This is a genomic window from Sulfurospirillum halorespirans DSM 13726, assembly GCF_001723605.1.
GTDB lineage: Bacteria > Campylobacterota > Campylobacteria > Campylobacterales > Sulfurospirillaceae > Sulfurospirillum > Sulfurospirillum halorespirans.
Window position 1 is genome coordinate 1,740,586 of record NZ_CP017111.1, and the last position, 14,592, is coordinate 1,755,177.

The following is a 14,592-nucleotide window of genomic DNA, read 5'->3' on the forward strand; positions in this document are numbered from 1 at the left end:
ACATGTAAGGAGTGGGTTGATGACAAATGTTTTGATGATCGAGGATGATTTGGAACTTGCCGAGATTTTGATGGAATATTTAGAACCGTTTAATATTGCGATTACTATCGCAGACGATCCTTATCTTGGACTTTCAACCCTTGACACTCAAAAATTTGATCTTGTTATTTTAGACCTTACACTTCCAGGACTCGATGGTCTTGAAGTCTGCAAAGAGATACGCAAACGCCACAGTGTCCCCATTATCATCTCCTCAGCACGAACAGACATTACTGACAAGGTGACTGCTTTGGAAAATGGGGCCGATGACTATCTTCCAAAACCTTACAATCCAAGGGAACTTCAAGCACGCATTATGAGCCTACTTCGTCGGCAAAAAGGGTTGATTCCTACCGAACAGAGTGTGCAAAAACCAAAAGATTTGATCTTGAATGAAGATCAAATGATCATTTTATTACAAGGGAAACAGCTGCATCTTACCGCTGCAGAGTATGGCATTTTAGGCTATTTGATGAAAAAAGAGGGCGGTGTGGTTTCCAGAGAAGAGCTTATCTATAATATCGAAGCGATCAGCGAAGAGACAACCAATAAAAGCATCGATGTGATCATTGGCAGAATTCGTCAAAAATTGGGCGAAAACCCTAAGGAGCCTACGTATATCCATGCAATTCGTGGTGTGGGATACAAATTTTTACAATGACAAAATCTTCTATTTTCTACAGTATCACCTTTATTTTTTCCATCAGTATTGTCAGTATTTTTTTGGCACTCCTCTTTTTGCTGGAGTATGACAAACAAACCTATACGGAAAAACTCAATATAAAATACTCCATCATCGCACGCGCAACGCTTTTTCATCTGAATAACTTTATCACCAATGATGAGCTTAAAAGACAGGTACACGGGTACCAAATGCGTGAAATTACCGATAAAGAAGATAAAGAGCAAATCATTAAAAATGCTCAAATTATTCAAAAACTTGTTGATCGTATTGGTACGAGTGCCATTTTACGCTACGAGAACGATCATTACCTACACATCGAAACCAAATACGCTTCGTTGCTTCTTAAAGATGAAGATTTTCAGCCCTACCGCTACGATTTGATTAAAGTCATTTTTGGTGTTGTTTTTGCCATTATTATCATCGCGTACATTCTCACCATCCGTAAACTAAAGCCTCTTCGTAAACTCAAACGTCAAATGGACCGTTTTGCAAAAGGTGATCTTGATATCAACTGTAAAACCGATGGGGAAGATGAAATTTCTCAAGTCGCCAATGCTTTTCACAATGCCGTTGAACAGATCAATAAACTCAACCACTCCAGACAGCTTTTTTTACGCAACATTATGCACGAACTTAAAACACCGATCACCAAAGGGCGCATTAGTGCGGAGATGCTTGAAAGTGGGAAACAACGTGAGCGACTGATTGGTACGTTTGAAAAACTTGAGCTTCTGATTAACGAATTTGCCTCCATTGAGCAGATCACCTCAGGCGAAGGACTTAAAAACATTAAACCGTACCGCTTAGTCGATATGCTTGATGAGGCGATTGATCTTGCAATGATCTCGCCTTCACAGATTGAGATCGAATTGGATGATGAAATCATTTTACATGTAGACTTTAGACTCTTTACAACCGCTATGAAAAATGTGATCGATAATGGGATCAAATACTCCATTGATCAAACCATTAAAATTGTTGCGACCAAAGAAACCATAGCCTTCATCAGCCAAGGAAAACCCTTAAAATACGATCTTGAGCACTATTTAGAGCCTTTTGTTCAAGAAAAAAACTCTCACCAAAGTTTTGGTTTAGGGCTCTATATTGTCCATCACATTGTCAAAGCCCATCATATTAGCTTTACCTATGAACACAAAGAGGGGTATAATTATTTCAATTTTGAAAAAATTGAAACGCTAGCATAAATTTTACAGTACAATTAAACACACAGTAGGAATATAAAGGAGTTTTTATGTCTGGTATCACGTTTTCAAAAATCAATCTTTCCCATCTTATTGATCACCATATCGCACTGTTAGAGCGCTTTGGTATCAAAGACGAAGTTCCTTTTTCACTTATCTTTTTTTCCTTAGAAGAGCGCAAAGAGATCGATAGTTTAGAGATGTTCCAACGCATTCTTCGAAGAACCGATGCCATTTTTAACCACAGTAACCACTATGTTGTTATGCTGACAGGAACGGATTGGAATGGCGCGACAGAAGTACTCTCAGGAATTCAAAGTTTCTTAGATCAAGAACCTTTTGATAACGTTGTCACCTACCCAGAAGATGGCGCTGATGCCAAAGCACTTTTGCACAGACTACGTGATTTAGTGGAAACAAACTGCAATATTAAAACTGATCTTTTAAAGTAGGCTTTTTCAAGCCTACTTCCTACTCATTTCGAAGGGTATCTAAAACGTTAATTTGCGTCGCTTTATAGGCAGGATAATACGAAGAGAGTGCGACAATCACACTGGTTCCAACCACCGTTAAAATAAAATCCAACAAAGAGAGATCCAAAGGCAACCGTGCTGTGCCATAGACATCCGCAGGCAGAGAGATAATGTCAAAGGAACCTAAAACAAAGAGGGCTAAAGAGCCTAAAAGAATACCAAACACCATTCCCCCTCCCCCAATGACTAAACCAAGGTAGAAGAAGGTGTTTTTGATCTCTTTCTTGTACGCACCAAGGGAGAGTAAAAGAGCGATCTCTTTACGCCTGTTCATCACCGTCATCAAAAGAGAACTGATGATGTTTAAGGATGCGATCAAAATAATCAGCATTAACACAATAAAAAGTGCGCGCTTTTCAAGGGCAAGGGCTGCAAAAAAGTTACCATTCATCTGCCACCAACCGACAATACCTAAATCATCAGGAAGCACTTTACGGATTTTTTCAATGTCTACTAAAGGATTATCCGAATAGATATGAACACCATCAAAATGTCCCTCATCGTACTGCATCACTTGCGCCAAGGATTCCAGCGTAGTGTACATGTAAGCTTTATCATACGCCATCAACCCTGAACGAAAAGAGCCTTGATAGTTAAAGCGTTTCATCTTCGGAATGAGGCTCATGCCACCTGGATCGTTTTTTGTGAAAATAAGTGTTGCTTTTTCGTCAGGTGAAAATTGGTGGGTTTTAGCGATCTCACTGCCCGTAATGAGGTCGTATTTATCCAGTGTTTTACCCTGAATCGCCTCAGCCACAATGGCATTGATCTTCGCTTCTTGCTCAAAATGGACGCCAAAGAGCATTCCACCTTCTAAGCGATTGCCTTTTTTAATAATCACTTGCGTCGAAATATAGGGGCTAAAAAGAAGTTTGGGAAATTGCTCTTTGAGCGTATTGAGTTGCGCTTGATCCAGAGGTGAAAAACTACGCGAATAGATAGAGAGTGGATAATTCATCGTAAAGAGTTTCTTTTCAAACTCCTTATCAAATCCATTCATAATCGCCATGGCAACCATCAAAACAGTCAGTCCAATCGCCACACCAAAAAATGCTAAAAGCGAAATAACGGTAATAAAAGGTTGTGACTTGTCAAATCGTAAATACTTTTTGACAAGATAAAAACTCAGATTTTTTTGCACCCTATTCCCTTACGCTAAAAGCCCTTTTTTAGGACCACTCTTGCCACAACACTGTTTATACTTTTTACCACTTCCGCAAGGACATGGCTCATTACGCGCTGCTTTTTTATCTTTTTCATCTTCTTCATCGGCATAAGGACTTTGATGTTGAAGCGTTGCATTGGCATTGGCCGCTTCCATTCTTCGAATCATCTCTTCCATCGCACGCTTCTCTTCTTCTTCTTTGTTGTCACGCAGTTGAACAATATGCAGTGTTCTAAAGCTCTCAAATTTGATCTGCTCTACCAGTTCGATGAAGAGGTTATAGCTCTCTTTCTTGTACTCGGTTAGTGGATCTTTTTGGTTATACCCACGAAGACCGATGCCTGTTTTTAAGATGTCCATCTGATACAAATGGGCTCTCCACGCATTATCAAGCACTTGAAGGTATAAAATACGTTCAATCTCTTGGCGTTGTGTTGCATCCACCACAGACATTTTTGCATCAAAAATTTTCTCTAATGACTCTAGAATAAACGTACGCAATGCGTCAAAATCTAACCCTTCTAAAACACTGTGCTCAAAGGTTTCATTAAGGTCATCTTGAAGAACCGAAATCAAGCGTTCTATGTTGTATTCACTCTGCGCAATGCCTTCGTAAATCTCTGCTTTAAAGAGCAAATTGGTCACAAATTCAAAACGAATCTCTTTAATTTTAGTGTCAATATCGAACGTTGGGTTGAGAAGTTCATTTCTAAAGTTGTAAATCGTTTTACGTTGCTTATTGGCAACATCGTCGTATTCAAGGAGGTGTTTACGAGACTCAAAGTGAAGTGCTTCCACTTTCTTCTGTGCATTTTCAACGGCGCGCGTCACCATTTTAGACTCGATGTGTTCACCCTCTTCAATGCCTAAACGCTCCATAATCGCTTTGATACGATCGCTTCCAAAAATCCGTAACAGATTGTCTTCCAAACTTAAATAAAAGCGGCTTTTGCCGTTATCGCCTTGACGACCTGAACGTCCACGGAGCTGATTGTCGATACGACGACTTTCATGACGCTCTGTACCAATGATATAAAGACCTCCAAGGGCTTTAATTTCATCGTCAAGCTTAATGTCGACACCACGACCTGCCATATTGGTTGCAATCGTTACAGCGCCTTTGACACCTGCATCTTTAATAATTTGTGCCTCTTTTTCATGGTTCTTCGCATTTAAAACCGAATGTGGCACTTTTTCTTTTTTCAAAAGAGCATGCAGTAGCTCACTTTTCTCAATCGAAGCGGTACCGACAAGAACCGGCTGCCCTTTTTCATGGCACACTTTGATGTCTTTGATAACGGCTTCAAACTTCTCACGCTCTGTTTTATAGATAAGATCGTTTTTATCTTCTCTACGCATTGGCACATTGGTAGGAATCGAGATAACTTCAAGATTATAAATCTGCGCAAACTCCGTTGCTTCGGTTTGAGCCGTTCCAGTCATACCTGCTAGTTTTTTATACAGTCTAAAGTAGTTTTGAAAGGTGATGTCAGCTAAGGTTTGTGACTCTTCTTTGATCATAACACCCTCTTTTGCCTCTAAGGCTTGGTGCAGTCCTTCAGAAAAACGTCTTCCTTCACTTAAACGACCTGTAAACTCATCAACGATGATGATTTCACCTTCGCGAACCACATAATCCACATCGGCTGTAAAAAGGTAACGTGCTTTGAGCGCTTGATCGAGATGATGGGAAAGTACCGCATTATCAAGGCTGTAGAGGTTATCGACACCGAAAAGTTTTTCAGCATTGCTAATACCATCTTCCGTCATTAAAACCGTTCTGTTTTTTTCATCAATCGCAAAATCAGTCTCTTTGGTCAGCTGTTTAGCAACGCCATCAGCAATTTTATACCCATCAAGTGTACGATTTGCAGGACCTGAAATAATCAAAGGAGTACGCGCTTCATCGATTAAAATAGAGTCCACTTCATCGACGATAACAAAGTTATGGGAACGTTGAACTTTTTCATCCAAAGAGTAGCGCATATTATCGCGCAAGTAGTCAAAACCAAACTCATTGTTGGTTCCATACGTAATATCACTATCGTACTGCGCTTTACGTTTGGCATCGTTTTCAAGGTCATTGGTCACAACACCCACACTCAGACCTAAGAAGTTATAGATACGTGCCATATCCGCCGCATCTCTTTTAGCAAGATAATCATTGACGGTAACAACATGCACACCCTCACCCGACATGGCATTTAAGACAACCGGAAGTGTTGCCACAAGAGTTTTTCCTTCACCGGTTTTCATTTCAGCGATGTCGCCACCGTGTAACACCAAACCACCGACCATTTGGACATCAAAATGGCGCATTCCTGTCGTTCGTTTGCTCGCTTCACGGGTCATTGCAAACACATCATTTAAAATAGCATCTAAGGTTACTGTTCCTGCTTTGACATTGACTCTTAAAGCATTAAAGGCTTCTAACAAGGCTTCATCACTCATCTTTTCATATGTTGGCTCTAAGGCATTGATCTTTTTTACGCGTACTTGGTGCTCTTTAATAACGCGATCATTTTTAGTGCCGAAAATTTTACGAACAATATTACTCAACATCATGTGATTTCACCTCTATTTTCTTTACTTTTGTAGCATAAGTTTCTCTTAAAACTTGGGATTTTATCATACTTTTACTATCTATTTGATAAAACTCCATATCTTATTTATCATCTCAAGGAGTCTTTATGCGTTTTTTTGGAATGTTTCTCTTTTTAACCACACTCCTTTTTGCTAAAATCGAGCACTTTAAAACGATTCAAAGTGATTTTACTCAAAAAGTAACGAACGATCAGAATAAAACCATTGTGTATGAGGGGACTTTTTACGCAACCAACGACAAAAAAGCACTGTGGATTTATGAAAAACCTGTCTCTAAAAAGATCTATTTTAATAACACACGCGTTTTAATTATTGAGCCGGAGTTAGAGCAAGTGATTATTACAACGCTTGAAAATACGCCAAATATTGCCCAATTGTTGCAAGAGGCAAAAGAGGTTACACCAAACAGGTACATTACCCACTATCAAGAAACAACGTACACCATTCATACGCAAAAAGAGCAGATTGAAAAAGTTTCTTACCGTGATAAACTCGATAATGCTGTCGAAATTCTCTTCACCAACCAATCCACCAATCTCTTTTTAGATGAGGAACTTTTTCGTGCAGAAATCCCAAGAGGCTACGATATTGTCCGTGAATAATCTTTACATGTAAAGATTTTCTGGCGGTGTTGGCTTTCCAAAGAAATACCCTTGGAAATAGTGACACCCCATGGCTTTGAGTCTTTCAAACTGCTCTTCGCTCTCAACACCTTCAGCGATCACTTCCATATTGAAATTTTTACCAATAGAGATGATCGTCTCTACAATCAAAGCATCACTGCGATCGGTGAGAAAATCCCGAATAAACGATTGATCAATTTTAAGCTCATCCACATTCAGATGCTTCAAATACTGCAAACTCGAATACCCTGTTCCAAAATCGTCCACAGAGAGGGAGACACCTAAGGTTTTGAGTGCTTCTATCTTCACAAGCGCTTTAGCACTATCCCCAATCAAAAGGCTCTCCGTAAGTTCCAAACGAATCAACGAAGGCTCAATCGCTGTCTCGTTTAATACGCTCTCCACCACGTGGACAAAATCTTCGCGCTCAAACTGCTTGGTGCTGACATTGATGGAGACGCGCCATTGTGACTTTTGGGCATCTTTTTCCCAGCGTTTCACTTGCATCATCGCTTCGCGTAAAATCCACTGCCCTAGGGGTACAATCAGACCTGATTCTTCACATAAGGGAATAAACTGCCCAGGAGGAATCAGCTCTCCTGTAGCTTTTTTCAAACGAATCAGTGCCTCAACGCCGATAACATGCGCGTTTTGGTCAACTTGAGGTTGATAATAGAGTAAAAACTGTTTCGAATCAATTGCGTCTCTGAGTTGTTGGAGCATAGAAGATTTTTCTTCCATGACTTTTTGGATGTAAGGATCAAAAAAGCGAATCGTGTTACGTCCATCACTTTTAGCCGTATACATCGCACTATCGGCGTGACTCAGTAACTCCTCAGCACTCTCGTTCCCATCAAAAAGCCCAATGCCAATACTCACTGTCATATAAAAAGGATGCCCATCAATGATAAAAGGCTCTTTGGTCGCCAACAAAATTTGCAACGCAATTGCTTCGGCTCTCTTAGCGGCTTCTTCAAGGACATTGCCTAGATTGGGAAGGAGTAGCGCAAACTCATCACCTCCAAAGCGTGCAATACTATTGTTCTCCTTCGTATAAGACTCCAACCTCTGCGCCATCATCACCAAGAGTTTATCGCCTGTTTCATGACCTTTGAGATCATTGATGGATTTAAAATTATCCAAATCCATAAAAAGAAGCGCCCCAAAAAGGACGTTCAGTTTATTTGTAGCAATACAAAGCCTCATTTGCTCGATTAAGAGAGCTTTATTGGCAAGATGCGTCAGCGAATCATAATACGAGAGTTTTAAAATGCTCTCTTTTTGCATAAAGGAATTAATAGCAAACCCAATATCACCGGCTAACTCCTCGATCATAGAGCGCTCTTCGGAACTAAATCCTTCTGGAATGGTGGTGCAAATGCTCAAAACCCCTAACGCCGTAAGGGTAAATCGATCGCTTTTCAGTGCCGTAACATAGGCTTCACTCACGTGATGACGCCGCATGGTTTCTTGGCAGCTTTCAGGGACATCTTCACTCGCTCTGGTGATGATACGAAATCCACCATTGCTAAAAACAGCCTCTTCCATGGCATTGATCTCATGCTCTTCATCAAAGCCTCGTGACTCTTTTACATGTAAAGCACCGTTCTCATACAACGCGATTTTAACATGGGCAAAAGAGTCATTGGCAAAAAGGCACAACGCTGTTTCATAAAGTAACTCTTCGAGTGTTTGAGTGGTAATAAGAATTTGGTTACTATCGGCAACCGTGCGTAACACAGAATAGAGATGTTTCTGATGAACGTACGCTTTTTCAAGTTCAGCGCTTTTTTGAACCAATGTTTTGGTACGCTCAATGACCAATCCTTCAAGCTCTTTTTTCTGTTCAACATCGCGCTTGGTAAGCTCTTGAATTGCAATATACATCAAAACAAGCAAGAAAAACATGACCAAGGAGCTAAAAAGTACCTCTTTCCAAAAAAAGGAGAATACTTCATCAAAGAGAATGTTTTTAGGAATTTTTATACTCGTAAGACCTCTTACTTCATTCAATTTATACCCATACGCATTTTCATAGCGATTGGCAATATAAGGCAATACTTCGCTCTTCTGTCCATGACACACCAAACAATACGCTTGAATCCGAAGAGGTGATGCAAAAAAGAAAAACTCTTTATCGCCCTCTTTAATCAGCGCTATACTCTCGTTTTTATCGGAATTTTGATTGAAATAAGTGATGGCGTTTGTCTCAAGGGCGTCTGCTTGATTGATCGGATTGCGCGGGCGATCTGAAACATTGTTTATACGAATGCCTTGCGTCGAGCGTTTCAAAAACTCCTCACTGATATGAGAAGAGGCATGGGCAGGTAGAAATCCAATCGTAGAATCGTTAAGATCAATCCCACTTTCTAAAAATTGTTGATGGTACACATAACGCATAGATGTAAAGTAGTCTTGAAGGGTTTTTGCTTTGGAATACGCACGCATCTGCGCTAAATTTTCAGCTTGATGATAGAGAAAAAAGACGATAAGCGTATTGGCACATAAGACACAAAAAGCAATAATCCAAAAAAGACGTTTGCTAAGATTGAGCTGTCTCATGCAAATCCCCCTATTGCTCCATTACAACACTTTCTTAGATTGTAATATCTCTTAACTTAAAGTGTCTTGTATCTTTTGAGGCATACTGCGTAAGTAAAAATATCCTACGATTCCTGAGAGAAACGAGCCTAATAAAATGGCTAATTTATCAGAATAATGGAACAAATCCGTATCATTGTAAGCTAAGGAGTTGACAAAAAGGCTCATCGTAAAACCAATGCCTGTGAGAATGGCTACGCCATAGAGCTGCTTAAAATTGCTGCCTGTAGGTAAAGAGGCGAGACCGAGCTTAATAGCAAGAAAACTAAAGCCAAAAACACCCACTTGCTTACCCAAAAAAAGCCCTAAAATAACGCCCAAAGAGACATCAGAAGCAATGGCGGAAGGGGCAAGATCTTTAAGATCCACACCCGCATTTACAAAAGCAAAAAGGGGCAAAATAAAGAAAGCTACCCAGTAATGCAGGTCATGTTCCATCTCTTTCAGCATTGAGAAATGCTCACCTTTTCGCGTTGTCGAATACAGAGGAATACAAAATGCCAACACAACGCCTGCTATGGTGGCATGAACTCCTGATTTTAAAACGCTAATCCACAGCACAATACCCACTAAAATATAGGCGGCTTTTTTGATGACTTTTAACTGATTCATCCCCACTAAAATGACAATGGAACCTAAAGCAATGCTAATCGATACGAATGATAAATCACTGGTATAAAAGAGCGCAATAATCACAATCGCACCTAAATCATCAATAATCGCAAGTGCCATTAAAAAGATTTTCAAAGAGACAGGAACACGGTTTCCTAGTAAAGAGAGAATACCCAAAGCAAACGCAATATCGGTTGCTGTTGGAATCGCCCACCCATTCATAGAAAATGCATCGGTGTGATTAAAAAATGTAAAAACAAGCGCAGGCACGATCATGCCGCCCAGTGCTGCAATGGCTGGCAAGGCTATCTGGCTTTTAGATGAAAGTTCACCTTCTAAGACTTCGCGTTTGACTTCAAGACCTATTAGGAAAAAGAAAATCGCCATTAAACCATCATTCACCCATAAAAGCAGTGGCTTAGCAATGCCAAATGTTCCGATACTGATATGCACAGGCGTATGAAGAAAATGGGTATAGGCGTCGGTTAAAAAACTATTTTGAAGAAGCAGCGCTAAAAGTGTTACCGCAATGAGAAGAATGCCAGAAGAGGACTCTTTTTTAATAAACTCTTCTATCGTTGAAAACATAATGACCCCTTTGTGTTGCTCTTTTTATCGTAGCATACAGAGGTAAACAGTTTATAAATACCCTTATTTCCCAAGGCAAAAATTGCTAAACATCTTCTCTAAAATCTCATCACGATCAAACGCTGTGGTGATCGAAGAGATGTGCTGGATCGCTGCATTGATGTGAAAAGCAAAGAGTTCTAACTCGCCCTCACCTAAAAGAGTGTAGGAACTTTGCACGTTTTCATGCGTATTTTTAACGGCATCAATTTGACGAGTAGAGGTCAGCATCAGGCTGTCTTCAACCGTTGTTTGATCTAAGATTGTTTGTAATTTTTGGGTCAGTTCGTAGCTATCATTTTGACACGAAAGGGCTATGAAATCTCCGTTTAAATGGCTGGTTTCAAAGTGATTGGGAAGATCAATTTTATTCAAAACCATCACAATCTGTTTTGAAGCACTGTAGGTTTGAAGCAATGCGAGCATTGTTTCATCTTCATGATCATAGGGCGTACTGTTATCAAACAGTGCGATCACGATTTCGGCCTCTTCAATCGCTGCGATGGAACGTTCAATGCCAATCTTCTCAATCGTATCGTGTGCTTGTCTGATGCCCGCTGTATCGACAATGCGCACCAAATGTGACCCTATACGAAGCTCTTCTTCAATTGTATCGCGTGTCGTTCCAGCAATGTCACTGATGATCGCTCTATCGTAACTCAGAAGCGTGTTTAAAAGCGAACTTTTACCGACATTAGGCTTACCCACAATCGCGATTTTAAAGCCTTGCATCAAGCCTTGACGTCTTTGACTGCTCTCATAGGTTTTGAAAAGCTCTTTAGCTAATGTATCTAATTTAACTTTGATTTTCTCGATCATATCTAAGGGCAAATCTTCTTCCGCATAGTCAATATTCACTTCCACAAAGGCAAGAATTTCTATCAATAACTCTCTTACATGTAAAACAAAATGACGAAGTTCGCCTTTGAGCTGGCGCGTCAGCATCTTAGCCGCGTCCACACTTTTGGTCTCGATCAGTGCGGCAATCGCTTCGGCTTCAGAGAGATCAATGCGTCCATTCAAAAAAGCACGTTTAGAAAATTCACCTGGATTGGCAAGTCGTGCCCCATGATGAAGCAATGTCTCTAAAACAATCCCCGCCACCACACTACCACCATGGCATTGAAACTCCACAACATCTTCAGCCGTAAAGCTATGTGGTGCTTTGAAGTAAATGACAATCGCTTGATCAATGGCATCATCCTGTGCGTCATGCAAAAACGTTAGGGTAGCAAGGCGAGGCTCAAAGTTTTTTTTATGGGAGAGTTTAAGCGCCAAAGCAAGGGCATTGGGTCCACTAACGCGAACAATCGCGATGGAACCAACCCCTGCACTGGTGGCAATAGCAGCAATCGTATCTATGCGTTTTTCCTATTAAAATCATTGACAACGATAAATTTACCGCCATCTTTACCTGATTTAATCCCAACGTATTTTTCAGGAAATTCACCACGTAACGCTTCAAGCGCGATCTTAATCAAAACACCATCTAAAATTTTGGTTTGCCCTTTGCCGCTGTTTCGAATACGCTCAATCACAGGAATAAGATATTTTTCGATCATCTCTTCTTGATTTTTCAAAAATTCGGCAATTTCAAGGCGAATATTTAGACCGTATTTAAGGTTAATCCAGTTGTAAAGCAAATACGAGAGCGCTTTATAACGATACCCCTCTTTGCCAATCAATAACGCAGCATCTTCACCGCTAAATTCGATTAAGATCGTATCGTCGTTGTATTTAGAAACACTAGGACTTTCCAGCGTAAAGCAGCTGTATTTAAAGAGATTCTTAATTTGTACACGCACTTCATCAATGACGTCATTGAGCTCACGCTTCTCATGGTGAAAATTTTGATCAATCGCTGTGGGTGCAATGGTATGTCTAGGCTCTTTAACAGGCATAGCTTTAGGCATTTCAACCTTTGGTTCCGCTTTGGGAGTCGCTACACTAGGGGTTTCTTTAGGAGGAAGTGGCTCTGAGCGTTTAGGCTCAGAAAATTCACTCTTAGGAAATTCCCTATTTTTATTCTTATTGCGTCTATTTTTTGGACGACGATTGCGATCTCTTCGCTGGTCATCATCACTGAGCGCCGTTTCGACCTCACCACTCTCTTCTTTACGTGGAGGTGCCACGAACTCTTTGCGTTCGCGCTCTTCTCTAAAAGGCTTAGAACCTTTACGCTGCACTTCGATAATGGCACTCTTTTTAAAAAGCCCAAGAAATCCGCTTGAGCCATTTTGAATAATATTAATCTCTAAATCGACGACCGAACAAGACAACTCACTCGCAGCTTTGGAGTAAGCTTCTTGAAGTGTTGCTGCTTCTACTTTGATCATTTTTCGACCTTTGGCTCTTCATGTTTTTTTGCGAAAAGTTTATTGACGTAAAACTGCTGTACGATAGATGCTAAATTGTTGGTAAACCAGTACAGGGTTAAACCTGCAGGGAAGGTTACAAAGAAGAAGGTAAAGATAAGGGGTAAAAACTTCATAATCTTCTCTTGCATTGGATCTGTAAAGGTTGTTGGCGTAATGCGTTGGTGTAAGAACATCGTAATACCCATCAAAATTGGAAGAATAAAATAAGGATCTTTAATCGCTAGATCGTTTACCCATAAAATCCACTCAGCACCTTTGAGCTCAATTGCATTTTGTAAAACACGGTACACTGCAAAGAAAACAGGAATTTGTAAAAGAATCGGCAAACACCCACCCATTGGGTTAGCGCCATTTTTCTTGTACAGTTCCATCATATGGGTATTGAGTTTTTGCTTATCATCCCCATATTTTTTCTGTAACTCTTTGACTTTTGGCGCAAGCTCTTTGAGCTTGTTCATCGAAACCATACCTTTGTACGTTAAAGGATAGAGCACTAAACGAACGATAATCGTCATACCTACAATTGCCCAACCCCAGTTACCAAAAATACCATGAAGGAACGCAAGCAGTGAAAAAAGTGGTTTGGAGATAAACGTAAAGAAACCGTACTCAATAACATCCGTCAGTTCAGGGTTAATCGCATGAAGTTTTACATGCTCTTTGGGTCCAATGTAACCACTGAGTTTAAAATCGTCATTGCCTTTGACAAATAAAAGAGGATCTTTATCTTTGCCCACAGAGACAACACTCTCTAAGCCTTTGTCTAACTCATAAAAAAACGTCGTGTAGTATTTATCCGCACCTGCTACGATTTTAGCATTTGCAAAATGCTCATCGCCTTTTGCACTACCATCATCAATCGTCTTAATACTGCCATCTGCTTTTTTAATCAATGCGCCATGGAAGGTATAACTATCAACCGCAAGGCTTGGTCTAAAACCAGGAGAGATGAAGTACTCTTTTGGCGTTGAAAGCTTTACATGTAAATCATATCTGCCTGATGGAAAGAAGGTAATCGTTTTTGTCACAACAACATTACTGAGTGTTTGTGTTAAAACAATACTACCACCATTTTCATTCACATCGACAGTATCTTTGTCTGCGCTGTACGACATAACAAACGCATCTTCGTTAACAGCTTTGTCACTAAATCGAATTTCAAGGGGTAAAAGTGCTTGAGAAGCATCGATAAGCTGAAAACGCCCACCGTTATCGTCTTTATATTTGCCCTCTTCAAGATAAAACTTTGCAATTCTGCCAAGTCTGTCGATCTGAACCTCATACCCTGCCGCTTTAATCGTTGCAATCGTCTCACCCAATTTTGATGGGCTCGTAGGCGCACCTGCAATATCAACGCTACTGGCAGATTTTACATCAGCAGGTGCACTAGTCGTTGTGGTTGGCGTTGCATTTTGTTCAAGTGAAGTGGTTTCAATCGGAGGATTTTTGGGGATAAAAAAATGATCATACAGAGCAAAAAATAAAAATGATAGTACAGTGGCAAGTATAATGCGCATCTGAGG

General features: G+C 40.3%; 11 protein-coding genes. 4 read left to right on the forward strand and 7 right to left on the reverse strand.

Annotation, left to right across the window (positions count from 1 at the left end; all coding sequences use genetic code 11):
* The first annotated feature begins 19 nt into the window (after positions 1–19).
* The 3 genes from SHALO_RS08745 to SHALO_RS08755 are packed head-to-tail and all read left to right on the forward strand — an operon-like array spanning position 20 to position 2,378.
* Positions 20–700 carry a response regulator transcription factor gene (locus tag SHALO_RS08745; RefSeq protein ID WP_069478192.1) on the forward strand — a complete coding sequence of 227 codons (681 nt, stop codon included), beginning with the start codon at positions 20–22 and terminating at the stop codon, positions 698–700.
* Positions 697–1,929 (forward strand): ArsS family sensor histidine kinase, encoded by a 1,233-nt coding sequence (locus SHALO_RS08750; RefSeq protein WP_069478193.1) that lies wholly within the window; start codon positions 697–699, stop codon positions 1,927–1,929. The genes SHALO_RS08745 and SHALO_RS08750 overlap by 4 nt, the downstream gene beginning before the upstream one ends.
* A gap of 47 nt (positions 1,930–1,976) precedes the next feature.
* Positions 1,977–2,378 carry a hypothetical protein gene (locus SHALO_RS08755; RefSeq protein WP_069478194.1) on the forward strand — a complete coding sequence of 134 codons (402 nt, stop codon included), beginning with the start codon at positions 1,977–1,979 and terminating at the stop codon, positions 2,376–2,378.
* A 19-nt stretch (positions 2,379–2,397) separates the two neighbouring features.
* Here the strand turns inward: SHALO_RS08755 and SHALO_RS08760 are convergent, their stop codons facing one another.
* Complete coding sequence (locus SHALO_RS08760; protein ID WP_069478195.1) at positions 2,398–3,600, reverse strand: ABC transporter permease; 1,203 nt, start codon at positions 3,598–3,600, stop codon at positions 2,398–2,400.
* Positions 3,601–3,609: 9 nt separating this feature from the next.
* Entirely contained in the window at positions 3,610–6,183 is a 2,574-nt protein-coding gene (gene secA / locus SHALO_RS08765) for a preprotein translocase subunit SecA (RefSeq protein WP_420801899.1), read from the reverse strand.
* Positions 6,184–6,314: 131 nt separating this feature from the next.
* Between secA and lolA the strand changes: the two genes are divergently transcribed.
* Positions 6,315–6,830 (forward strand): LolA-like outer membrane lipoprotein chaperone, encoded by a 516-nt coding sequence (gene lolA / locus SHALO_RS08770; RefSeq protein WP_069478196.1) that lies wholly within the window; start codon positions 6,315–6,317, stop codon positions 6,828–6,830.
* A gap of 3 nt (positions 6,831–6,833) precedes the next feature.
* Here the strand turns inward: lolA and SHALO_RS08775 are convergent, their stop codons facing one another.
* The 5 genes from SHALO_RS08775 to yidC form a co-directional block, all read right to left on the reverse strand.
* The gene (locus SHALO_RS08775; protein ID WP_069478197.1) at positions 6,834–9,413 is read right to left on the reverse strand and encodes an EAL domain-containing protein; all 2,580 of its coding nucleotides are present in this window, start codon (positions 9,411–9,413) and stop codon (positions 6,834–6,836) included.
* Positions 9,414–9,464: 51 nt separating this feature from the next.
* Positions 9,465–10,652 (reverse strand): Na+/H+ antiporter NhaA, encoded by a 1,188-nt coding sequence (gene nhaA, locus SHALO_RS08780; RefSeq protein ID WP_069478198.1) that lies wholly within the window; start codon positions 10,650–10,652, stop codon positions 9,465–9,467.
* A 63-nt stretch (positions 10,653–10,715) separates the two neighbouring features.
* Positions 10,716–12,053, reverse strand: coding sequence for a tRNA uridine-5-carboxymethylaminomethyl(34) synthesis GTPase MnmE (mnmE, locus tag SHALO_RS08785; protein ID WP_025345096.1), 1,338 nt, complete (start codon positions 12,051–12,053; stop codon positions 10,716–10,718).
* Positions 12,050–13,027: a Jag N-terminal domain-containing protein gene (locus SHALO_RS08790; RefSeq protein ID WP_084010835.1), complete on the reverse strand. Its 978-nt coding sequence runs from the start codon at positions 13,025–13,027 to the stop codon at positions 12,050–12,052. The genes mnmE and SHALO_RS08790 overlap by 4 nt, the downstream gene beginning before the upstream one ends.
* Entirely contained in the window at positions 13,024–14,586 is a 1,563-nt protein-coding gene (gene yidC / locus SHALO_RS08795) for a membrane protein insertase YidC (RefSeq protein WP_069479388.1), read from the reverse strand. Before yidC ends, SHALO_RS08790 begins: the two co-directional genes overlap by 4 nt.
* Positions 14,587–14,592 lie beyond the last annotated feature (6 nt).